The following is a 20,538-nucleotide window of genomic DNA, read 5'->3' as shown; positions in this document are numbered from 1 at the left end:
GAACCGGTCGCCCCAACTCCCGCACCTTCGCCCGGCTGTCACGCGTCCACCGGAGGGACGTACGCTGCCCGGCGTGACAGTGGACCCTGGAGGGCGGACGAGCGGCACCACGCGCCCCGGCGCGGTGCTCGTCGTCGACGACGACGCGGCCATCCGGCGCTCCCTGGAGCGGGGGCTGCGGCTCAGCGGCTTCGCCGTCCGCACCGCGGACAGCGGGCCCGAGGCGCTGAGCGTGATCCGGGACGCCCCGCCCGACGTGCTCGTCCTCGATGTGTCGATGCCCGGCATGAGCGGCATCGAGGTCTGCGCACGGCTCCGGGACGAGGGACAGGACCTGCCCGTCCTCATGCTGTCCGCACTCGACGAGACCGCCGACCGCATAGCCGGGTTCCAGGCGGGCGGCGACGACTACCTGGTCAAACCGTTCGCGCTGCAGGAACTCGTGCTGCGGCTGCGCGCCCTGCTGCGCCGCAGGCCGCCCGACGACCGGCAGGAGCTGCGGGTGGCGGACCTGGTGATCGACCCGGCGGCCCGCACGGTCCACCGCGCCGGCCGGCGCCTGGAACTGACCCGGCGCGAGTTCGAACTCCTGGAGGTGCTGGCCCGCAACGCCGGGCTCGTCCTCACCCGCGACCAGCTCCTGGACCGGGTCTGGGGCTACGACTTCGACGTGCGCACCGACGCCGTCGACACCTTCGTCAGCTATCTGCGGCGCAAGCTGGAAGCGGGCGGCGCCCGACGGCTCGTCCACACCGTGCGCGGCGTGGGCTTCGTGCTGCGGGACGAGCCGTGAGACTGTCGACACGCATCGGGCTCGCGGTGGGCTGCACCGTCCCGCTTCTCGTGCTGGCCTCCGGCTGGCTGCTGCTGAACCTGGTCGCCCGCGATCTGCACAGCGCCGAGGACGACCATCTGCGGGAGCGGGCCGCCGCCGTCGCCCCGGACGCCCGCGCCCTGCTGCATGCCGCCGCGGCCGGCCGGCCCAAGGCGGCCGACACCCGGGAGCGCGCGCTCTACGGCGCGGCGCTCGACGTCGGCATACGCCTCGTCGCACCGGACGCGACCTTTCAGGCCGGCCCGCAGCCCGCCTCCTCGGTACGGCTGCCCGCCCGCGCCGCCGGGCCGGTCACCGTCCGCGCCGGCGGCACAGGCTGGCGGACGCTGTCCCGGCCGGTCCGCACCGCCCGGGCCTCGGGCACCCTCTGGGTCTTCGCGCCGGACACCGCCGACCGCACCCAGCTCCGGCTCGTCCGGCGCCGCGTCCTGGTGACCACCGTGCTGGCGGCCCCCCTGTCGGGCCTGCTGGCCTGGGGCATAGCCGCGGGCGCCGCCGCCCCCCTGCGCCGCCTCACCCGCCGTACCGCCGGACTGGACCCGCGTACCAGCAGTGTCCGGCCGCCCCACGAGGCGACCGGGATCACGGACGTCGACGAACTGGCCGCCACCGTGCGCACGGTGCTCGCCCGCTACGACGAACAGGCCGCCCGCACCGCCCAGGCCCTGGACACCGCACGTTCCTTCTCGGCGGCGGCCGCGCACGAACTGCGCACCCCCATGATGAGCATGGGCACCAACCTCGACATCCTCGCCCAGCACCCCGACCTGCCCGATCCGGACCGGACCGAGGTCCTGGAGGACCTTCGCCACGAGCACGCCCGGCTGCTCGGCCTGCTGGTGATGCTGCGCGAGCTGGGGCGCGGGGATCTGGTGGAGGCGGAGGCGTTCCGCACGGTGGACGTGGCGGAGACCGCGGACGCCGCCGTCGCCGAGGCCCGGCGCCGTGCTCCGGACGCACGGATCGCTCTGAGCGCACAGCCGGGACTGACCGCGCACTGCTGGGAACCGGGGCTGCGGCTGCTGCTCGACAACCTGATCGCCAACGCGCTGGCCCACGGGCGGGATGCGGCGGGGCAGGCGGATGTGGCCGTCGGTGTGCGGGGGACCGACGCCGAGGTCGTGATCACGGTGGACGACCGCGGTCCGGGCATCCCGGCCGAGGCGCGCGGCCGGATCTTCGAGCGGTACCGGCGGGGGCCGCACAGCACGGGCTCGGGTCTCGGCCTGACCCTGGTCGCCCAGCAGGCGGCCCTGCACCGGGGGAGCGTCACGGTGGCGGACGGCGCGGGCGGTGTCGGCACACGCTTCGAGGTGCGGCTGCCCCGGGCCGGCGGGGCCCTGCCCGACCGCCGGGACTGGTTGATCGGGACAGCCAGGTCAAACCGGTCACAAGGTTCCCACAAAGAGGGTTCCTAGCCTCCGGAGGCATCGGACGGACGTCGGGGCCGTTCGGGGAACGGAGGCGAAGATGAACGCACGACGACGACGGCGCACCCTGCTCGCGGGGCTGGCCGCGGCCGCGCTGCTGGCGACCGGGACGGGGGCGGCCGCGGCCGACAGCACCCCGGCGCCCGCGCCGACCGGTGACGGCGCGCACGCGCTGTGCAAGCGGCTGCCGAAGCTCGACCGGCGGATCGACCGGGCCTTGAGGCGGCTGGACGCCGGCGTGGGCACGCGCGGCTCGGTGGCGCGGCTGGAGCGGCGTGTGGAGAACGCGAAGAACGCGGGCCACACCGAGATCGCGACGTACCTCCAGGACCGGCTCACCTTCCGCAAGTCCCTGGTGCCGACGCTTCAGCAGCGGCAGAAGGACCTGGCGGGCGTCAAGACGTGGTGCGCCGCGCACGACAACGGCAAGGCGGCGAGCTGATGCGGGCTCGGCGAGCCGTGCGCTGGGCGGCGCCCGCGGTGGTCCTCCTGGTGGGGCTCACCGCGGGCTGCGCGCGGAACGACGGCGCGGCGGCCACGCCCTCCTCGTCCGTGGCCCCCTCGGCGCAACCCTCCGGTTTCGCCGACGTGCAGAAGGCGCTGTCCGCCGCCGAATCCGCGCTCACGCAGGCGGACCGGGACGCCGCGCAGGACGACAGCGACCGCTGACCGGCCGGGGAGTGCGGCTCAGCGCTCCCCGCCCGGCACCCACAGCACGTCACCGGTCTCCTTGTTGGCGTACCGGGCCAGGATGAACAGGAGGTCGGACAGGCGGTTGAGGTAGGTCGCGGTGAGGGGGTTCATGACCTCGCCGTGGACCTCCAGTGCGGCCCAGGTGGAGCGCTCGGCCCGCCGTACGACCGTGCACGCCTGGTGCAGCAGGGCCGCGCCGGGCGTACCGCCGGGGAGGATGAACGAGCGCAGCTTCTCCAACTCGGCCAGGAAGCGGTCGCAGTCCGCCTCCAGCTTGTCGACGTAGAACTGCTCGACCCGCAGCGGCGGGAACTCCGGGTTCTCCACCACCGGCGTCGACAGGTCCGCACCCACGTCGAACAGGTCGTTCTGGACGCGGGTGAGGACCTTGACGACCTCCTCGTCGAGACCGCCCAGCGCGATCGCCGTGCCGATCACCGCGTTCGCCTCGTTGGCGTCCGCGTAGGCGGCGATCCGCAGGTCGGTTTTCGGCACCCGGCGCATGTCCCCGAGGTGCGTCGTGCCCTTGTCGCCGGTCCGCGTGTAGATGCGCGTCAGATTGACCATGCGACCAGCGTAGTTACGTCAAGGCCGGGCGGAACACCCGAGTGGCCGCCGTCACGGGCCCGGCGCGTCGCAGCGGGGCCCCGTCCGGGTGGGGCGGAGAACGTATTCGGCCGTTCCGGGGCGAACGCCCTCCAGCATCGAGTCCGGGGGAAGCACCGACGGCACGGACGGCGGGTACGAGCGAGTCCGGCGGCGCGACGCACGGCGGCCTTCCGCCGCGTCTGAGCCTCGGTCAGACGGGCCGGATCGCGGCGCTTCACGGCGGTCGCCGGCCGTGCGAACGCCATGGGGCGCAATCCGTGCGAAGCGTCACCGAAGGTGCTGTCACTCCTCGGGGACATGCGGCACCTGTTGGGTGAGAAGGGGCCCAACTGCGCCGCCGGGACGCCGGAATGACACGGGCCGGTGTGATGTCCGTCATTTGAGACGTGACGCGCATTACTTACCGGTCACACAGCCCCCCACGAGCGCTATGGTCCGGCCGAGAGGCATTACGAAGCGCGTCAGGGGAGTCGCACAGTGGCACGGAAGCTTGCCGTCATCGGAGCCGGACTGATGGGTTCCGGTATTGCCCAGGTATCCGCTCAGGCCGGCTGGGACGTCGTCCTGCGGGATGTCACCGAGGAGGCGCTGACGCGTGGCACCGACGCCATCAAGGCCTCGTACGACAAGTTCGTGAGCAAGGGGAAGCTCGAGGCCCACGACGCCGACGCGGCGCTCGCCCGTATCACCTCCACCACCGACCTCGACGCCGTCGCCGACGCGGACGTCGTCGTCGAGGCGGTCTTCGAGAAGCTCGAGGTCAAGCACGAGATCTTCCGTGCGCTCGACAAGCTCGTCCGTGAGGACGCGGTGCTCGCGTCCAACACCTCCGCCATCCCGATCACCAAGATCGCGGCAGCGACCGAGCGGCCGGAGCGGGTCGTCGGCGTGCACTTCTTCTCGCCCGTGCCGATGATGCAACTGGTCGAACTCGTCCGGGGGTACAAGACGAGCGACGAGGCCCTCGCCACCGCCCGCGAGTTCGCCGAGTCGGTCGGCAAGACCTGCATCGTCGTCAACCGCGACGTCGCCGGCTTTGTGACGACCCGTCTGATCTCGGCGCTCGTCGTCGAGGCGACCAAGCTGTACGAGTCGGGTGTGGCCACCGCCGAGGACATCGACCTGGCCTGCAAGCTGGGTTTCGGCCACGCCATGGGGCCGCTGGCCACCGCCGACCTCACCGGCGTCGACATCCTGCTGCACGCCACCAGCAACATCTACACCGAGTCGCAGGACGAGAAGTTCGCTCCGCCGGAGCTGATGCGCCGGATGGTTGACGCCGGTGACTTCGGTCGCAAGAGCGGGCAGGGTTTCTACACGTACTGAAACCGCACGCACCCATGGGGGATCACCCCATTGGGTGAATTCGGTATCGGTTCGCTTACAGACGGCAACCAGACTGTCGCCAGGACAGTCAGAGGTTGCACAACCACATCGCGGAGTACGACGACGCACTCTCGGGGAGCGGATATGCACATCAGGGGCGACCACGCCGGGCTGGTCGTCGGGGGCCGCCTCGACCTGCGCAGCGCGGCGGACGCCCGTACGGTCCTGCATGCGGCCGTCGACGACGGCGTCGGCGACCTCGTACTCGACCTGTCCGAGCTGGACTCCTGGGACGCCACCGGACTCGGGGTGATCATGGGAGCCCACCGCCGGGCGGGGCGGTGCGGTCGGCGGCTGGTGCTGCGTGGTGTACCGACGCAGATGCAGCGCCTGCTGGTGGCCACCCGGCTGCACCGGATCCTGGCCATCGAGGGCGGCATCGGAGTGGAGTCGCTGCCCCGGGTGTGATCGGGGGGTGTGGGGCGCGTCGCGGGAGTGAACGACCGCCAAAGGCGCGTCAGGCGCAATCCTCACGAGACCGTGACGTCTCGGGCGGCGCGGTACCCCGGCTTGCCAAGGACGGTATGCGAAGGTTTAGGGTTCGGCTGCCCGCCGCCCTATGACCCTAGAAGCGGGCACCGGACCAGAAGCGACGCGGCAGTGTGCAGCAAGGCCGGGAGGGGCTCAGGCACGCGACGCTTTTTGGGGGGCTGGGACCTATGGACCCGAACAACACGGGACCCGAGGAGTACGGCCACGACGGCCCCGGCGACCTGCCGCGTCAGCGCGCGCCGCGGGACCCCATCGCCCAGGACTTCGTACAGCCGGCGTCGTCGCCCGCCCGCACCGTCGAGATCGTGTCCGGTGACTACCTGCTCACCGTGAACCCCGTCGACGGCAGCGAGATCGAGCTCTGCCCGCCCGGCGAACGTCCCGCCCCGCCGGTGAAGTACACCGCCGACGAACGGGCCGAGCGCGCCCCCGCCGCCCGGCCGCCCGTCCCGGCCGGTCCCACACCGCCGCAGATGCCGCTGCTGGAGCGCCAGGAGGAGCGCGAGCAGCTGGTGCGGCTCCTGGCCCGTGGCCGCACCGTCCGGCTCACCGGCCCGGCCGGCTCGGGCCGCAGCGCGCTCCTGGACGTCGTCGCCGAGGACTGCTCCGACCTCGCACCCGACGGCGTCGTCCGCCTCTCCGGCTACCGCCGCACCGCGAGCGACCTCCTGTACGTCCTCTTCGCCGCCGTTTACAAAGCTCCGCTGTACCGCCCGGAGCACGAGGAGCTCCTCCGGCACGTCCGCGAGATCGGTGCCGTCGTCGTCCTCGACGACCTGGAGATCGGCGGCAGCGCGCTCGACGAGCTGCTCGACGCCACACCCGAGTGCGCCTTCCTGCTCTCCGTCACGTCCGACGTACCCGCGCCCTCCGCCGACGCGCAGGTCGAAGAGGTCCTCCTCCGCGGGCTCGACCGCGCGGGCGGCCTGGAGCTGCTGGAGAGCGCCGTCGACCGCGACCTCACCGAGGACGAGGTCACCTGGGCAGGCGACCTGTGGTTCGAGTCCGAGGGTCTGCCCCTGCGCTTCGTCCAGGCGGGTGCGCTGCTGCGGCAGCGCGACCGGCGGGCGGCCGACGAGAGCGCCGTCGACGAGTTCGGCGTCTTCGAGAACGCCCCTGTGGAGGCGTCCGTCGACGCCGGGGACGGCCATGAGGTCCCGCTGCCCTCGCTCGCGGAGGCCGCCGCGCCCGCCCCGCTGCTCGCCTCCCGGCTGAGCGTGTCGGCGCGCGAGACCCTCAAGTTCGCGGTCGCGCTCGGCGGCGAGGTGCCCCACCAGACGCATCTGCCGGCCCTGGTCGACGACACCCACGCGGACGCGGCGCTCGCCGAACTCGTCGGCTGCGCGCTGGTCTCCCCGGTCGGCGCCCACTACCGGCTGGCGGCCGGGGTGCTCGCCCAGCTGGAGGCGGCCGGGTACGCGACCGGCGCGGAGGAGTACGCGCTGAAGGCCGCCCAGCACTACGCCTGGTGGGCCGGTCACCCCTCGGTCACGGCGGAACGTGTCTCGGCGGAGGCCGACGCCGTACTGGCCGCGCTGGCCGTTCTGGTGCCGCTCAGCTCCGCCGGGCTCCCGGTCGCCCCCGACGAGGGCGACTCCCCCGAGCAGACGGAGTCCCCGGCGTCCGAGGATCAGGAGAACCTCGCCATACGACTGGCCCGGCAGGCCGCGCCCGCGTTCGCCGGGGGGCTGCACTGGGGCGCCTGGGAGCGAACCCTGCGGTCCGGCGCCGAGGCGTCCCGGCTCTCCGGCGAGGTCGGCGAACAGGCCTACTTCCACCACGAGTTGGGCATCCTCGCGCTCTGCGGCGGACAGCTCGACCGGGCCCGCGCCGAACTGGAGGCCTCCAACGGGCTGCGCGGCGCCCTCGCCGACAAGCGCGGCACGGTCTCCGGGCGGCGCGCCCTCGCCCTGGTCGCCGACCGCTCCGGCACGACGTCGCCCGGCGGGCTCACGGCGGACGAGGAGATGCCGGAGGCGCGGCACGAGGAGCCGGCGACGCCGCCCGGCGGTGTACCCGCCCGCTTCACCCTGTCCGCCCCGGCCGCAGACACGGCCACCCTGATCACACACCGGGCCGCGGCCACGCCCCCGCCCGCGCGTGGGGGCGTGCGCGGCGCGGTGAATGGCACCCGGCGCAATCTGGTGGCCGCGGGCGCCGGTGCGGTGCTGGTCGCCGTGCTCGGCACGGTCGTGGCGCTCGGCATGACCTCGAACAACGACACCAACACCCCGTCCGGGAACGTCCGCGTGGATCCCCCGGCGAGCCAGGGCACGGACGACGGCGGCGTCGGTGCGGACCAGCCGAACAGCGACGGCAGCGGAGGCGGCAAGGGCGCTTCCCACAGTCCTTCGCCGACGTCGACGGACCCGGGGCCCGACGGCACCTACGGCACGTCCGACGACCCCACGCCGCGGAGCACCGGCGGGTATCCGTCGGACGCCCCGACGGGTACGAAGGGCCCGACTCCGTCGAAGTCCCCGTCGAAGTCCCCGACCAAGTCGCCCACGTCGAAGCCGTCGACGCCGGTGACCCCGCCGTCCACGTCGCAGTCGGCTACCTCGTCGCCCTCGCAGACGCAGGACCCCTCGCCGACGGAATCCACGAGTCCGGGCACCACCGACTCGGCCGGCGGCCCCGCGTCCTCCAGCGTCCCGGCCACCTCGATCAGCTCGGCAGGCGCACCGTCGGGCAGCACCGGCTCGGGAACGCCGAGCGGTTCGGGCCCGGTGATCTGAAGTCCCCGCCGCTGCCCGGCAACACAAAAGGCCGGGTCCGCTCTCCGGACCCGGCCCTCGCCGTCGTGGTGACGCCCGTCAGAACAGCCGCAGTTTGTCGTCCTCGATGCCGCGCAGCGCGTCGTAGTCCAGGACCGTGCAGCCGATGCCGCGGTCCGTGGCCAGCACGCGGGCCTGCGGCTTGATCTCCTGTGCCGCGAAGATGCCGCGGACCGGGGCGAGGAGCGGGTCGCGGTTCAGGAGTTCCAGGTAGCGCGTGAGCTGTTCCACACCGTCGATCTCGCCCCGCCGCTTGATCTCCACGGCCACGGTCCCGCCGTCGGCGTCCCGGCACAGGATGTCCACCGGGCCGATCGCCGTCATGTACTCACGCCGGATGAGCGTGTAGCCCTCGCCGAGCGTCTCGATGCGGTCCGCGAGCAACTCTTGAAGGTGCGCCTCGACGCCGTCCTTGATCAGGCCCGGGTCCACGCCGAGTTCGTGCGTGGAGTCGTGGAGGACCTCCTCCATCGTGATGATCAGCTTCTCGCCCGTTTTGTTGACGACCGTCCACACGCCGGCCTCGTCGCCCGCGCCCTCCTTCAGCGTGCAGGGCGGCGACATCCAGTTGAGGGGCTTGTAGGCCCGGTCGTCCGCGTGGATCGAGACGCTGCCGTCCGCCTTCACCAGGATCAGACGGGGCGCGGAGGGGAGATGAGCGGTGAGACGGCCCGCGTAGTCGACGGAGCACCGGGCGATGACGAGACGCATGGTCGGCAACGCTACTCGACCCCGCGGCCCGGGCGCGATTCGCCCTCGTCAGCCGAGCCGGCGGCCCCGGTCGAGCCACCGGTTTTCCCCGTGATCAATCGGCCGTTCCCGCGCACCCTCGCCGACCGCCGTTCCTCGGGCGTCCGTGCGCCCACGGCGGCCGTTCTTCGCGTCCCCGCGCGCAGACCGGTCGCCCGTCTTCCAGCGCTTCCCCAAGCCTCTGCGGCCCCTTCCGCGCGGACTCGGCCGGGCGCCCACGCGGGGCCTCCCGGGGCCCTTTCCGGCGGATTTCCGTGTTCCGCGCTTTCACCCGGGATGCCCCCGTTCGTCAATGGCTTGTTGTGTGCCTAATGGGGCGTCGCTGTGTGCGCATTCTCCTGGTGCGGCCCCCCGCCGTTGCTTAACGTAGTAAACGGGAGGTCGCGCAGTGTGTACTGAGAGTGTTCGACAGTGCGAACTCCCTTCCCTGTCCGTCAACCCCTGTTGTCTTGGGGTGCGAGAGGAGTACCCATGTCGCTCGACGTCTCACCGGCCCTACTGGAACAGGCCGAGCGAGGCGAGGTCAACGAAGCCGATTTCGTCGACTGCGTCCGGACCTCCCTGCCCTATGCGTGGGAGATGATCAGCTCCCTGGTGGCCCAGCTGAAGGTGGACGGCGGAGACTTCGCCGACAACCAGACGCCCCCGCCGGACGAGCAGGCACGTGGACAACTGCTGCGTGCGCTCGCGAGTGACGCGATACGCGGCGCCCTGCAGCGGCACTTCGGAGTGCGCCTGGCCTTCCAGAACTGCCACCGGGTGGCGGTGTTCCCGCTGGACTCCTCGGTGGACGACACACTGGCGCGCTTCACCTCGGTCCGCAGTCAACTGCTCAACCAGTCGCCGGAACTGCGCGACTGCTGAGCCACGCGACGACCATGGCTTGCCGCTCCGTACGCGGGAGGTGCATCAGTACCGGAGCGGCAAGCTCCCGCCGGTGGACGGCACCGGCGGAGTCAGCGGAGGTGGGGGAGTACCTCGGCACCCAGCCTCCGTACGTTCTCCTCCGTCGCCGCGAGGTCTCCGGAGCCTTCGACGAGCAGGGCGAAGCGGCTGACGCCGGTCCGCTCCGCCGTGGCCGCGAGCCGGTCGACGCACAACCGGGGTGTGCCCACCGGATGCAGCGCGCAGAGCAGCTCGGTGTACGCCAGCGGGTCCCGCATCGCGCGGGCCCGGCCGTCGACCGTGACATGCGCGTCGAGGCCTTGTTTCAGCCAGCCCGGCATCGCCTTCGTGAGCGTCTCCACCGCGTCGGTGCGCCGGTCGGCGATCTGGCAGACGCCGGCCGAGACATGACGGGCGCCGGCGATCACATCGCCGTCGACCCCGGCCGCACGTGCGTACTGCCGCCACAGCGCGATCATCTCCGCCTTCTCCTCGTCCCCCACGTGCATGCCCAGAAGCATGGGGAGTCCGCGCTCTGCCGCCAGCCGCACGCTCGCGGACGAGGTGCAGGCGACGACGACCTCGGGCCCCTCGGCGTCGGTGAGCGACTCGGAGGGCCGTGGCACGACCGGGACTTCACGGAAGCTGAATCGTTCCCCCGTGGCTGCGACGGACGGTTCACGCAGCCAGCGCATCAGCAGATCGAGTGAATCGGGGAACCCGGTCTCGTAGGCCTCCAGGCCCGCGCCGAAGACCTCCAGATCCACCCAGGGCCCGCCGCGCCCCACCCCGAGCGAGAAGCGCCCGCCCGAGATCAGGTGCAGCAGAGCGGCCTGCTCGCCGAGTGCCACCGGGTGGACGGTGGGCAGGACGCTCACCGCCGTGCCGACCCGGATCCGGCGGGTGCGGCCCAGCAGATGGGAGGCCAGCGTGATCGCCGACGGGCACGTCCCGTACGGTACGAAGTGGTGCTCTGCCAGCCACACCGTGTCCAGACCCGCCTCTTCGGCGGCTTCGGCCGACCGCACCGCGCGGTGCAGGGCCTCCCCCTGGCCCTGTCCCGGAAACTGGGCCGCCAGTACAAAACTTCCTACGCGCATCGCTCTTCCTGCTTTCCTGGCTCCGACGCGGAGCTCCCCCACCCGGCATAACTCCCTGACATGTGCCGAAGTCACGGCTTGACGGAGAGATTTGCGGATTGTCTGCAGAACAGGGCCGGAGGTAAGGGTTTCTGCCGAAGTTGGTGACGACCGTGTACCCCTGCGTGCGCCGCGTAGGCTGGAAAAGGCCCGTGCTCCCTGTATAGCCCCGTGAGGTGTTCTGTGTCCCCGCGTCGCAACCGACCGAAGGGCTCCGGCTGGTCCGACCCGAGCGCGGACGACGACAGGTCGCGCTACGGCGGCTGGCAGTCCACCGAGAGCTGGCAGGGCGAGGAGTGGAGCGTGCGCCATGTCGCGGGCGCCGGCGCGGAGGGCAAGACGTACCGCTGCCCCGGGTGCGACCAGGTGATCCCCTCCGGTGTCCCGCACCTGGTGGCCTGGCCCGAGCACGCGGGCGTGGACGACCGCCGGCACTGGCACAAGGCCTGCTGGAACGCGAAGGACCGCCGCACCACGCGGGTGCAGCGGTCCCGTAACGCGCCGAAGTACTGAACCGGGCTACACGTCCCGTTTCTCCAGCAGCAGCCAGGCGCCGGCGAACGCGGCGGCGGTCACACCCAGGATGATCCACAGCGGGTCCCATCCCGAAGGACCCGATGTGGTCAGGGAGTTGGAGTAGAAGACGCTGAGCTGGTTCGGGATCGAGTACTCCAGCAGCCCCGTGCGCACCTTGGCGAGGGACTCGGCGAACATGAACAGCGCGATGACCAGTGGGGCGAGCAACGCCCCGATCATGATGGTGATGGCGCCCGCCGAGTGCCGCACGATCGAGCCGACGATGAGTGCGAGCAGCCCGAGCAACGCGATGTAGAGCGAGATGCCGACCGTCGCCTTGAACCACTCGCCGCCGGACGGGGTCCTCGCACCGTGGCCGTCCAACATGGCCACCTGCGCGAAGGCGACGAAGGACGAGGCGACCAGCGACACCGTGAAGGCGACGAGGAAGAAGACGATCGCCTTCGCGGCCAGCACCCGGCTGCGGCTGGGGCAGGCGGTCATCGTGGTGCGGATCATGCCGGTGCCGTACTCCGACGCGGTGGTCAGGACTCCGAGCGTGATGATGCACATGCTGCCGAGGAGCAGCCCGAAGAAGCCGAGGCCGAGCGGGTTCTCGCCCCCGAGCTCCGAGGACGAGTTGGCGACCACCGCACCGGCGGCCACGCCGATGCCGATCACCAGCAGGACGAACACTCCGAGCGTCCACATCGTGGAACGCACCGACCTGATCTTCGTCCACTCGGAGGCGATGGCATGCCCGAGGTGGGTCCGTACCACCGGGATCGGCGAGGTGTACGTGGGGTACGCGGAACCGGGCGCCGCCTGCCAGGCGGGCGCGGCCTGCGGCATCGGGTGCTGGGGCGTGCTCATCGGGCGTCCTCGGACTTGGTCAGGTCGGGTGCGGGGGAGGGGACGGGCTGAGCGGGCGGCTGCTGGGCCGCCGGCTGCGCGTACGGGTTCGGGCCCGTGCCGGGGACGGTAGGCACGGCAGGAGCGCCGTACGGGCCCGCGGGCGGCTGCCCCGGCAGCGCGAAGGGCTGCCCACCGTGCTGGGGCGGCGGCGGGGCGTACCAGCCCGGCTGGCCCTGCCCCGGTACCGGGATCGCGACCGGCGGCTGCATGCCCGGCGGCAGCGGCTGCATCAGCCCCGCCTTCTGGTCGATGGTGGAGCGGTAGTCGACCGCGCCCTGCGTCATCCGCATGTACGCCTCCTCGAGCGAGGCCTGGTGCGGCGACAACTCCCACAGGCGCACATCGGCGTCGTGCGCGATGTCGCTGATGCGGGGCAGCGGCAGCCCCGTGATGCGCAGCGCGCCGTCCTGCTCGGGCAGCACATGGCCGCCCGCCTCGGTGAGCGCGGAGATGAGCTTCTCCCGCTGCTGGGTCTCGGTGTCGGGGGTGCGGACGCGCGCGAAGTCCGCAGAGTTGGCGGAGATGAAGTCCTTCACACTCATGTCGGCCAGCAGCTGACCGCGTCCGATCACGATCAAGTGATCGGCGGTGAGCGCCATCTCGCTCATGAGGTGGGAGGAGACGAAGACCGTGCGGCCCTCCGCCGCGAGGGACTTCATCAGATTGCGCACCCAGAGGATGCCCTCGGGGTCGAGACCGTTGACCGGTTCGTCGAACAGCAGCACCTGGGGGTCGCCGAGGAGGGCAGCGGCGATGCCGAGCCGCTGGCCCATACCGAGCGAGAACCCCTTGGACCGCTTCTTCGCCACCTCCTGGAGGCCCACCACACCGAGCACCTCGTCGACGCGGCGGGCCGGGATGCCGGAGAGCTGGGCGAGGCACAGCAGGTGGCTGCGGGCGGACCGGCCGCCGTGCACGGCCTTGGCGTCGAGCAGTGCGCCGACCTGGCGGGGGGCGTTGGGCAGCTTGCGGTACGGGTAGCCGCCGATCGTCACCTGCCCCGAGGTGGGGTTGTCAAGGCCGAGGATCATCCGCATGGTCGTCGACTTGCCCGAGCCGTTGGGCCCGAGAAAGCCGGTGACGGTACCCGGCCTCACCTGGAAGGAAAGGTTGTACACGGCCGTCTTGTCGCCGTAGCGCTTCGTCAGGCCGACTGCCTCGATCATGCTCCGCACCCATCGAAAGGTTCAGGACGTCGGGGCCGACACTGCCCCCGTAAGGGTAAGGAGGATATCCGGCCGCTGACGGTTCCACTCAAGAGAAAGCAAAGGCCCGCAGGTCACCGGCGTGACAGTGGTCATCCGGGCGGGCCGTAGGGGCCGCCTGACCAGCGGGGTTCAGGCGTCCCGCCGCTTCACCAGGACGTATCCGCCGATCAGGGCCGCGATCACCCACAGCACCATGATGCCCAGGCCGCCCCACGGACCGTACGGGGTGTCGTCCCCGGCCGGTGCCACGACCTGCATGATCCTGCTCCCGGCCTGGTCGGGGAGGAAGCGGCCGATCTTCTTGGTGGCGGAGACGTTCCCCAGGATGTTGGAGATCAGGAAGAAGAACGGCATCAGGACGCCGAGGGACAGCATCGGCGAGCGCAGCATCGCGGCGACCCCCATGGAGAACACCGCGATGAGCGTCATGTAGAGCCCGCCGCCGACGACCGCGCGCAGCACACCGGGGTCGCCGAGGTACGCCCGGTGCGGGCCCAGCATCGCCTGGCCGAGGAAGAAGGCGACGAAGCTGGTGACCATGCCCACCGCGAGGGCGAGCGCGGTGGCGACCGTGATCTTCCCGAACAGGAGGGACCCGCGCCGGGGGACCGCGGCGAGCGAGGTGCGGATCATGCCGGTGCTGTACTCGTTCGACACGACGAGCACCCCGAACACGATCATCGCCAACTGCCCGAGGCTCATCCCGGCGAAGCTGATGAAGGTCGGGTCGAGCGTGACCCGCTCCCGCGTGCTCATGCCGTCGAACTCCCGCCTGGTCAGGGCGGAGATCAGCATGCCGAGCGCGACGGTGACCACGAGCGCGACGGAGAGCGTCCAGACCGTGGACGCCACCGACCGGATCTTGGTCCACTCCGACCTGATGACCTGGGTCGCCGCCATGGCTCAGGCTCCCTTCTTCCAGTCGGCACCCCACTTGAGGCGCCGGGCGGGACGGGCCCAGGCGTCGCCGGGGACGTCGGTGTGCGCGTGGTACTCCACCGACTGTGCGGTCAGTCGCATGAACGCCTCCTCGAGCGAGGCCTGTTGGGTACTGAGCTCGTGCAGCACGATCTGGTGCCGGGCGGCCAGTTCACCGATCAGTTCGGCCTTGCCCCCGTCCACCTCCAGCGCCCCGCTGCCGGACTCGACGACCGTGATGCCCGCCTCGTGCAGCACGTCGAGCAGCCGCTCGCGCTGAGGGGAGCGGATGCGCACGTACGACCGGGAGTTGCGCGCGATGAAGTCGGCCATCGAGGTGTCGGCCAGCAGCCGGCCCTGGCCGATGACCACGAGATGCTCGGCGGTGAGCGCCATCTCGCTCATCAGATGGCTGGAGACGAACACGGTACGGCCCTGCGCGGCGAGGGATCTCATCAGCGTGCGGATCCAGTGGATGCCCTCGGGGTCCAGTCCGTTGACCGGTTCGTCGAACATCAGGATGCGCGGATCGCCGAGGAGCGCGCCGGCGATACCGAGACGCTGGCCCATACCGAGCGAGAAGCCCTTGGCCTTCTTCCGCGCGACGGGGGTCAGACCGACCGTGTCGAGGACCTCGTGGACGCGGGAGGCCGGGATGCCGTTGCTCTGCGCGAGGCACAGCAGGTGGTTGAAGGCGCTGCGGCCGCCGTGCACGGACTTGGCGTCGAGCAGGGCGCCGATGTGCTTCAGCGGGTCCTTGAGCTGGTCGTAGCGCTTGCCGTCGATACGGACGCTGCCGGCGGTGGGGTGGTCGAGCCCGAGGACCATGCGCATCGTGGTGGACTTCCCGGCGCCGTTCGGACCGAGGAAGCCCGTGACGACACCCGGTCTCACGGTGAAGGTGAGGTCGTTGACCGCCAGCTTCTCGTCGTACCGCTTGGTCAGCCCCTCCAGCTCGATCATGCGGCCACGTTAGATGCGCGCGAAGCCCTCCGCCACCGCAGTGACAGAGGGCTTCGCGGATGTTCGGATGCCGTATGCCCCGTGTTATCGGGACTGCTGCGCGGGGACCCCGCGGGAGATCGGCTCGTCCTCGGTCGGCGAGCCCGCGGCGGCGACAGCGGCGCCGGTGAGCGTCGCGAGCATCTCGCGGACGTTCGTCAGCTGGGCGTTGATGGAGTCGCGACGGTTCGTCAGCGCGGCCAGCTCGCGCTCGGATTCCGAGCGGATGCGGTCGGCCTTGGCGTTCGCGTCGGCCACGATGTCCTCGGCCTGGCGCTGGGCCGTCTCCACCGTCTGGCGGGCGCGGCGCTCGGCGTCCGTGCGCAGCTTCTCGGCCTCGAGGCGGAGCTGCTCGGCGCGGTGCTCGATCTCGGCGAGGCGCTTCTCGGCCTTCGCCTGACGCGAGGCCAGGTCGCGCTCGGACTGCTCGCGCCGCTTGGCGAGGTTCGTCTCGAAGTCGGCGGCGGCCTGCGCGGCCTTGGCGCGGGTCTCCTCGAAGAGGGCGTCCGCCTCCTCTCGCTTGGACTGCGCGTCCTTCTGCGCGTCGGCACGCAGCTGGGAGGCGTCGCTCTTGGCCTTCTCGACGATCCGGACGCCCTCGTCCTCGGCCTTGGCCTTGCGCTCGGAAGCGAACGACTCGGCGTCGTTGCGCACCTGCTGGGCGGCCGACTCGGCGAGCTCGCGGTGCTGCTCGGCGGCGCGGCGGGCCTCATCGCGCAGGTCCTTGGCCTCTTCCTCGGCGAGGCGGAGGATCTTCTCGACGCGCGCGCCGAGACCCGCGTACGACGGCTCCGCGTCGTTTACCTGTGCCTGGGCGTTCTGCGTCTCGAGGTGGAGCTCCTCGATGCGCTTTTCCAGGGCGGTGATGCGGGTGAGAGCGCTGTCACGGTCGGAGACGAGCTTGGAGATTCGTTCGTCCACCTGAGCGCGGTCGTACCCACGCCGCACAAGCTCGAAGCCGTAGGGGGAAGTGTCGCTCATGGGGTTCCTGTCGAATGAGACCGGTGAGGTGATAGAGGGAATCCTAGGGCTCGAAGCGGCGTGTCATCGAGCGGATGGGTGTTTGGTCTGGAGGATGACACTCCTTTTGGGTGGCTGACCGCCCGGGGGCTTGCCAGGACCTGTCTGGAACGCCCGTGGCGCAAGCACAGAATCGGCCTTTCGGCTACCCCTCCGACGCCTTGCCACCCGAACGTGGAGCACCCACGGTGGCGCCCGCCTTGACGCCGCCGTCCTTGCCTCCCGACGGGGTCTCGAAGGACTCCAACGCTTCCAGGACGTCCTGGACACGGGAGATCTCCGCGTTGATGTCCTCGCGGCGGCGCACCAGGATCTCCAGCTCGCGCTTGCCTTCATCGACGGCATCCCGGGCCTCGCGGATCGCCTCGGCCTTGATCTTCTCCGCCTCGGCGACCAGCGTGGCCTTCTTCTGCTCGGCCTCCTTGAGTAGCCCCTCGGCCTTCCTGACCGCGGCGATACGGACCTTGCCCGCCTCGGAGTTGGCCTCCGAGACGGTGTCCTTCGCCTGCGTCTTGGCCTTCGCCAGCTGCTCCTCGGCGGCCTTGATGAGCGCGTCGCACCGCTCGCCCGCCGACTTCATCGCCTCGGCCGACTCGCGCCGCGCCCGCTCGTGCAGCTCCTCGACCTCCGCCGTGATGCGCTCGCGCAGCTCCTCCGTCCGTTCCCGGATCGCGGTCGCGTCCTGGCGCGCGCCGACGAGCAGCTCGTCCGCGTCCGCACGGGACCGCTCCACCAGCGAGTTGCCCTCCACCGTCGCTTCCGAGACCAGGCGTTCGGCCTCCGCGCGGGCGGCGCCCACCATGGTGTCGGCCTGCGACTCGGCGTCCGCGGTCGTCTTGTGCGCGCTCTGCTGAGCCTCCGCGAGGAGCTTGTCGGCCTCGGCGGCGGTCTCGGTGATGAGCGTGTCGACCTGCTCGGCCGCTTCGGAGCGCCGCTTGTTGGCGTCCTTGCGGGCCTCGTCCAGGGTGTGCTCGGCCTCCTTGCGGGCGGCCGCGGTCACCCGCTCGGCCTCCGTCCGTGCCTCGGCCCTGATCCGCTCCGCCTCGGCGCGCATCCGCTCGGCGTGCTGCCGCGCGGTCCCGATCGTCTCGGCGGCCTCGGCGCGCAGCCGCTCCGCCTCCGACCCCGCCTCGGTGATGAGGGTGTCCACCTGCGCGGCCGCGTCCGACCGGATCCGGTTGGCGTCCTCGCGGGCCTCCGCACGGGTGCGCGCCGCGTCCTGCTCGGCGGTGGCGATGGAGTCCGAAGCCTCGGTCCGCACCCGCTGGGCGTGTGCGGCGGCGTCCGAACGGAGCTGCTCGGCCTCGGCGATCGCCTCCGAAACCGTCCGCTCGGCGAGGGTCTTGGCAGCCTCCGACTCCTCGGCGGCCTCCCGCCGGATGCGCCCCGCGTCGTCGCCGGCGCGCTCGCGCTCCGCGTAGGCGTCGGCGCGGACCCGGTCCGCCTCCTCCTCCGCCTCGACGCGGGTGCGCTCCGCCGCGTGCTCGGCGGCCGAGCGCAGGCCGGTGATCTCCTCCTGCGCCTGCTCGTGCAGCCCGATGACGGAGTCCCGCACCTGCTGGGCGTGCTGCTCAGCGGCCGAGACCATCTCGGTGGCCCGTCGGTTGGCCTCCTCCACCAGCCGTACGGCCTCGGTCTGGGCCTCCTCGACCCGGGCCCGCGCCACGGCGAGCAGCTCCTCGCTCTGCTCGCGGGCCCGCTCGCGCTCCTGGTCGGCGTCCTGACGCGCGGCGCCGAGGAACTCCTCGGCCTCGCGACGGCGCCGCGATGCCTCCTCCTGCGCGGCGGCGAGCGTCTCGGTGGCCTCGGTGCCCAGCCGCTCGGCGGCGGCCTGGGCCTCGGACCGCACCCGGTCTGCGGTGTCCTGCGCCTCTGTCCTGAGTCGCTCGGCCTCCGTCGCCGCCTCCGTACGCAGACGCACGGCGACGGCCTCGCCCTCCGCCCGGGAGGCGGAGGCGTCGGCAGCGGCCTCGGTGCGCAGCCGGTCCGCCTCGGCGTCGGCCTGCGCCTGGAGCGTACGGATGCGCTCGGCGGCCTCGGAACGCAGCCGCTCGGTCTCCTCGGCGGCCTCGCGGCGGATCCGCTCGGCCTCCGCCCGGGCGTCGGTGAGCGCCTGCTCGGCGGAGACCAGCCGCTGCTCGGTCTCGGTCTGGAGGCGGGTCAGGTCCTCGGCGGCGTCCGCCCGGCGTGCCTCGACCGCCCGCTCGGTCTCCTCGCGCAGGTCGCGCGCGGCCCGCTCGGCCTCTTCCTTGATCGCGTCCGCGAGCTCGACGGCCTCGGCGCGCTGCGTCTCGGCCTCGTTGCGGGTGCGCTCGAGGGTTTCCTCGGCCTGGCGGCGCAGCATCGAGGCCCGCTCGATGGCCTCGGTGCGCACCTTCTCGCTGTCGGTGGCGACGCTCTGGCGCAGGTCGTCCGCGTCGGCCTTCGCCTTGGCGAGCAGTTCCTCGGCGGTCTTGGCCGCCTCCTCGATCTGCTGGACGGCCTCGCGGCGGGCCTCGGAGCGGATCTTCTCGCCCTCGGCGACCGCCTCGGCGCGCAGCTGCTCCGCCTCGCCGCGCAGCCGGCGCGCCTCCTCCTGCAGCTCGACCGTCTTGGCGCGGTACTCCTTGGTGTCGTCCTTCGCCGCGCCCTTGAGCTGCTCGGAGATGTCGTGCGCCTCGGCGCGCAGCCGGTCCGCCTCGGCCTCGGCCTCCCTGCGGATCCGCTCGGCCTCCTCGGCGGCGGCCTTGGTGGTCGCCTTGGCGTCGTCCGACGCCTTGTTGAGGACGTCCTCGGCCGTACGGGCCGTCTTGGCGAGCTGGGAGGCGGTCTCCTCGGCCGTGACACTGCGGGCCTTGTCCGAGGCCTCCGCGAGGATCTTCTCGGCCTCGGCCTTGGCGTCCGCGACCACCTGCTCGGCCTCGGCCTTGGTGGCCTCCGCGTCCGTGGTGGCCTCGCTGACCAGCCGGGCGACCTGCTCCTTGGCCGTGCGGGTGCGCTGCTCGTTGGTCGACTCGGCGCTGGCGAGGGCCTTGGCGGCGGCGTCCTTCGCCTCGGCGACGACCTTGTCGGCCTCGGCGCGCGCCTCGCGCAGCGCCGCCTCCGCCTCCGCCATCCGCTGCTCGGCGGCGCGGCTCAGCTCGGCGGAATGCCGGCGGGCCGTGTCCGACTCGTTCGCGGAGGAGGTGCGCAGCTGCTCGGCGTGGTCGGTGGCCTCCTGGGCCTGGGTGGACGCGGCGTTCAGCAGCCGCTCGGCGTCCGTGCGGGCCCGGCGCAGGATCTGGTCGGCCTCGGCGCGGGCGGCCTCCGCGTCGCTCTGCAGCCGGTGCCGGGCCTCGGCGGTGACCCGCTCGGCCTCGGCGCGGGCGCCGGCGAGCGCCTGCTCCGCCTCGGCGCGCGACTCCTCGACCAGCCGGCGGGCCTGGGACTCGGAACGGGCGCGCAGCTGCTCGGCCCACGCCACGTTCTCGTTGACGTGCGACTCGACGTTCTGCCGGCGCTCGGCCAGCTCCTGGTCGAGCTGCTGGCGGCGGGCGACGGCCTCGGCGTGCAGCTCGGCCTGGAGGCGGGCGGCCTGCTCGGCGTGCTCCTGGAGGATGCGCTGCGTCTGCGCGCGGGCCTGGCTCAGCTCGCGCTCGGCGTCCGCCCGCAGCTGGTCCGCCTGCATCTGGGCAGTGCGAAGCATCTGCTCGGCCTGGTAGCCGATGTCGGCCCCGTCATAGGCGGGACGGGTCATGAGGGTGCGGCGCGCCTCGTGCAGCTTGGCGCGCAGCACCTCGACCTGGTAGCCGAGGTCCTCGGCGTGCTGGATCGCCTTTTCCCGCTCGGTCTTCAGCCGCTCCATCTCGGCCTCGAACCGAGAGAGGTGGTCGACGTCAGCCGCCGGCTCTCGCTCCTGGCGTTCGTAGCCCCGCACTGCGCGGTCCCATCCGTCCCCTGGTCGCAAGCTTCTCCGATCGAGCTCCGTCCATCCGCCGAACGGGG

General features: G+C 72.1%; 18 protein-coding genes. 9 read left to right on the top strand and 9 right to left on the bottom strand.

The window, feature by feature from the left end:
- The first annotated feature begins 73 nt into the window (after positions 1–73).
- Genes ACQEXA_RS19895 through ACQEXA_RS19880 form a run of 4 tightly spaced genes read left to right on the top strand, consistent with a single transcriptional unit; the run spans position 74 to position 2,934 of the window.
- Positions 74–793 (top strand): response regulator transcription factor, encoded by a 720-nt coding sequence (locus tag ACQEXA_RS19895; RefSeq protein WP_432932671.1) that lies wholly within the window; start codon positions 74–76, stop codon positions 791–793.
- Positions 790–2,253, top strand: a complete 1,464-nt coding sequence (locus tag ACQEXA_RS19890) for a sensor histidine kinase (RefSeq protein ID WP_432932673.1) — start codon at positions 790–792, stop codon at positions 2,251–2,253. Before ACQEXA_RS19895 ends, ACQEXA_RS19890 begins: the two co-directional genes overlap by 4 nt.
- Positions 2,254–2,305: 52 nt before the next feature.
- Positions 2,306–2,707 (top strand): hypothetical protein, encoded by a 402-nt coding sequence (locus ACQEXA_RS19885; protein ID WP_432932675.1) that lies wholly within the window; start codon positions 2,306–2,308, stop codon positions 2,705–2,707.
- On the top strand, positions 2,707–2,934 hold the full coding sequence (locus ACQEXA_RS19880) for a hypothetical protein (protein WP_432932677.1): 228 nt from the start codon (positions 2,707–2,709) through the stop codon (positions 2,932–2,934). Before ACQEXA_RS19885 ends, ACQEXA_RS19880 begins: the two co-directional genes overlap by 1 nt.
- Positions 2,935–2,952: 18 nt before the next feature.
- Here ACQEXA_RS19880 and ACQEXA_RS19875 read toward each other — a convergent pair whose 3' ends face one another.
- Entirely contained in the window at positions 2,953–3,525 is a 573-nt protein-coding gene (locus ACQEXA_RS19875; protein ID WP_432932679.1) for a cob(I)yrinic acid a,c-diamide adenosyltransferase, read from the bottom strand.
- A 519-nt stretch (positions 3,526–4,044) separates the two neighbouring features.
- On the opposite strand from ACQEXA_RS19875, the gene ACQEXA_RS19870 reads away from it, so the two are divergent.
- The 3 genes from ACQEXA_RS19870 (at position 4,045) to ACQEXA_RS19860 (ending at position 8,183) form a co-directional block, all read left to right on the top strand.
- Positions 4,045–4,893: a 3-hydroxyacyl-CoA dehydrogenase family protein gene (locus ACQEXA_RS19870; RefSeq protein WP_359395421.1), complete on the top strand. Its 849-nt coding sequence runs from the start codon at positions 4,045–4,047 to the stop codon at positions 4,891–4,893.
- A 144-nt stretch (positions 4,894–5,037) separates the two neighbouring features.
- Positions 5,038–5,361, top strand: coding sequence for an STAS domain-containing protein (locus tag ACQEXA_RS19865; protein ID WP_359395419.1), 324 nt, complete (start codon positions 5,038–5,040; stop codon positions 5,359–5,361).
- A 251-nt stretch (positions 5,362–5,612) separates the two neighbouring features.
- A complete protein-coding gene (locus ACQEXA_RS19860; RefSeq protein ID WP_432932682.1) occupies positions 5,613–8,183 on the top strand; it encodes an ATP-binding protein in 2,571 nt (856 codons plus the stop codon).
- 78 nt (positions 8,184–8,261) lie between these two features.
- On the opposite strand, the gene nucS is transcribed toward ACQEXA_RS19860, so the two are convergent.
- Positions 8,262–8,933: an endonuclease NucS gene (gene nucS, locus ACQEXA_RS19855; protein WP_432932685.1), complete on the bottom strand. Its 672-nt coding sequence runs from the start codon at positions 8,931–8,933 to the stop codon at positions 8,262–8,264.
- A gap of 510 nt (positions 8,934–9,443) precedes the next feature.
- Between nucS and ACQEXA_RS19850 the strand changes: the two genes are divergently transcribed.
- A complete protein-coding gene (locus ACQEXA_RS19850) occupies positions 9,444–9,836 on the top strand; it encodes an SCO5389 family protein (protein ID WP_359395410.1) in 393 nt (130 codons plus the stop codon).
- A gap of 92 nt (positions 9,837–9,928) precedes the next feature.
- On the opposite strand, the gene ACQEXA_RS19845 is transcribed toward ACQEXA_RS19850, so the two are convergent.
- Positions 9,929–10,957: an LLM class flavin-dependent oxidoreductase gene (locus tag ACQEXA_RS19845; RefSeq protein ID WP_432932687.1), complete on the bottom strand. Its 1,029-nt coding sequence runs from the start codon at positions 10,955–10,957 to the stop codon at positions 9,929–9,931.
- A gap of 222 nt (positions 10,958–11,179) precedes the next feature.
- Between ACQEXA_RS19845 and ACQEXA_RS19840 the strand changes: the two genes are divergently transcribed.
- Positions 11,180–11,509 carry an ATP/GTP-binding protein gene (locus ACQEXA_RS19840; RefSeq protein ID WP_432932689.1) on the top strand — a complete coding sequence of 110 codons (330 nt, stop codon included), beginning with the start codon at positions 11,180–11,182 and terminating at the stop codon, positions 11,507–11,509.
- Positions 11,510–11,515: 6 nt separating this feature from the next.
- Here the strand turns inward: ACQEXA_RS19840 and ACQEXA_RS19835 are convergent, their stop codons facing one another.
- The 6 genes from ACQEXA_RS19835 to scy form a co-directional block, all read right to left on the bottom strand.
- Complete coding sequence (locus ACQEXA_RS19835) at positions 11,516–12,385, bottom strand: ABC transporter permease (protein ID WP_433130700.1); 870 nt, start codon at positions 12,383–12,385, stop codon at positions 11,516–11,518.
- Positions 12,382–13,593, bottom strand: coding sequence for an ABC transporter ATP-binding protein (locus ACQEXA_RS19830; RefSeq protein ID WP_432932692.1), 1,212 nt, complete (start codon positions 13,591–13,593; stop codon positions 12,382–12,384). Before ACQEXA_RS19830 ends, ACQEXA_RS19835 begins: the two co-directional genes overlap by 4 nt.
- A 171-nt stretch (positions 13,594–13,764) precedes the next feature.
- Positions 13,765–14,535, bottom strand: a complete 771-nt coding sequence (locus tag ACQEXA_RS19825) for an ABC transporter permease (protein ID WP_432932694.1) — start codon at positions 14,533–14,535, stop codon at positions 13,765–13,767.
- 3 nt (positions 14,536–14,538) lie between these two features.
- Entirely contained in the window at positions 14,539–15,516 is a 978-nt protein-coding gene (locus ACQEXA_RS19820) for an ATP-binding cassette domain-containing protein (protein WP_432932696.1), read from the bottom strand.
- Positions 15,517–15,600: 84 nt separating this feature from the next.
- Positions 15,601–16,536, bottom strand: coding sequence for a cellulose-binding protein (locus tag ACQEXA_RS19815; RefSeq protein ID WP_432932698.1), 936 nt, complete (start codon positions 16,534–16,536; stop codon positions 15,601–15,603).
- A gap of 184 nt (positions 16,537–16,720) precedes the next feature.
- Complete coding sequence (gene scy, locus ACQEXA_RS19810; RefSeq protein WP_432932700.1) at positions 16,721–20,470, bottom strand: polarized growth protein Scy; 3,750 nt, start codon at positions 20,468–20,470, stop codon at positions 16,721–16,723.
- Positions 20,471–20,538: the final 68 nt, after the last annotated feature.

It is taken from the genome of Streptomyces sp. CA-106110 (genome assembly GCF_050936285.1).
In the GTDB taxonomy this organism is placed as follows: Bacteria; Actinomycetota; Actinomycetes; order Streptomycetales; family Streptomycetaceae; genus Streptomyces.
The sequence above is the reverse complement of the archived record's forward strand: the minus strand, read 5'-3'. Positions and strand labels throughout refer to the sequence as shown.

Excerpts from the sequence above, each read along its gene's own strand:
- nucS (WP_432932685.1), bottom strand. The coding sequence starts at position 8,933 with ATGCGTCTCGTCATCGCCCGGTGCTCCGTCGACTACGCGGGCCGTCTC.
- ACQEXA_RS19815 (WP_432932698.1), bottom strand. The coding sequence starts at position 16,536 with ATGAGCGACACTTCCCCCTACGGCTTCGAGCTTGTGCGGCGTGGGTAC.
- ACQEXA_RS19845 (WP_432932687.1), bottom strand. The coding sequence starts at position 10,957 with ATGCGCGTAGGAAGTTTTGTACTGGCGGCCCAGTTTCCGGGACAGGGC.
- ACQEXA_RS19865 (WP_359395419.1), top strand. The coding sequence starts at position 5,038 with ATGCACATCAGGGGCGACCACGCCGGGCTGGTCGTCGGGGGCCGCCTC.
- ACQEXA_RS19835 (WP_433130700.1), bottom strand. The coding sequence starts at position 12,385 with ATGAGCACGCCCCAGCACCCGATGCCGCAGGCCGCGCCCGCCTGGCAG.
- ACQEXA_RS19830 (WP_432932692.1), bottom strand. The coding sequence starts at position 13,593 with ATGATCGAGGCAGTCGGCCTGACGAAGCGCTACGGCGACAAGACGGCC.
- ACQEXA_RS19850 (WP_359395410.1), top strand. The coding sequence starts at position 9,444 with ATGTCGCTCGACGTCTCACCGGCCCTACTGGAACAGGCCGAGCGAGGC.
- ACQEXA_RS19820 (WP_432932696.1), bottom strand. The coding sequence starts at position 15,516 with ATGATCGAGCTGGAGGGGCTGACCAAGCGGTACGACGAGAAGCTGGCG.
- ACQEXA_RS19860 (WP_432932682.1), top strand. The coding sequence starts at position 5,613 with ATGGACCCGAACAACACGGGACCCGAGGAGTACGGCCACGACGGCCCC.
- ACQEXA_RS19880 (WP_432932677.1), top strand. The coding sequence starts at position 2,707 with ATGCGGGCTCGGCGAGCCGTGCGCTGGGCGGCGCCCGCGGTGGTCCTC.
- ACQEXA_RS19885 (WP_432932675.1), top strand. The coding sequence starts at position 2,306 with ATGAACGCACGACGACGACGGCGCACCCTGCTCGCGGGGCTGGCCGCG.
- ACQEXA_RS19825 (WP_432932694.1), bottom strand. The coding sequence starts at position 14,535 with ATGGCGGCGACCCAGGTCATCAGGTCGGAGTGGACCAAGATCCGGTCG.
- ACQEXA_RS19875 (WP_432932679.1), bottom strand. The coding sequence starts at position 3,525 with ATGGTCAATCTGACGCGCATCTACACGCGGACCGGCGACAAGGGCACG.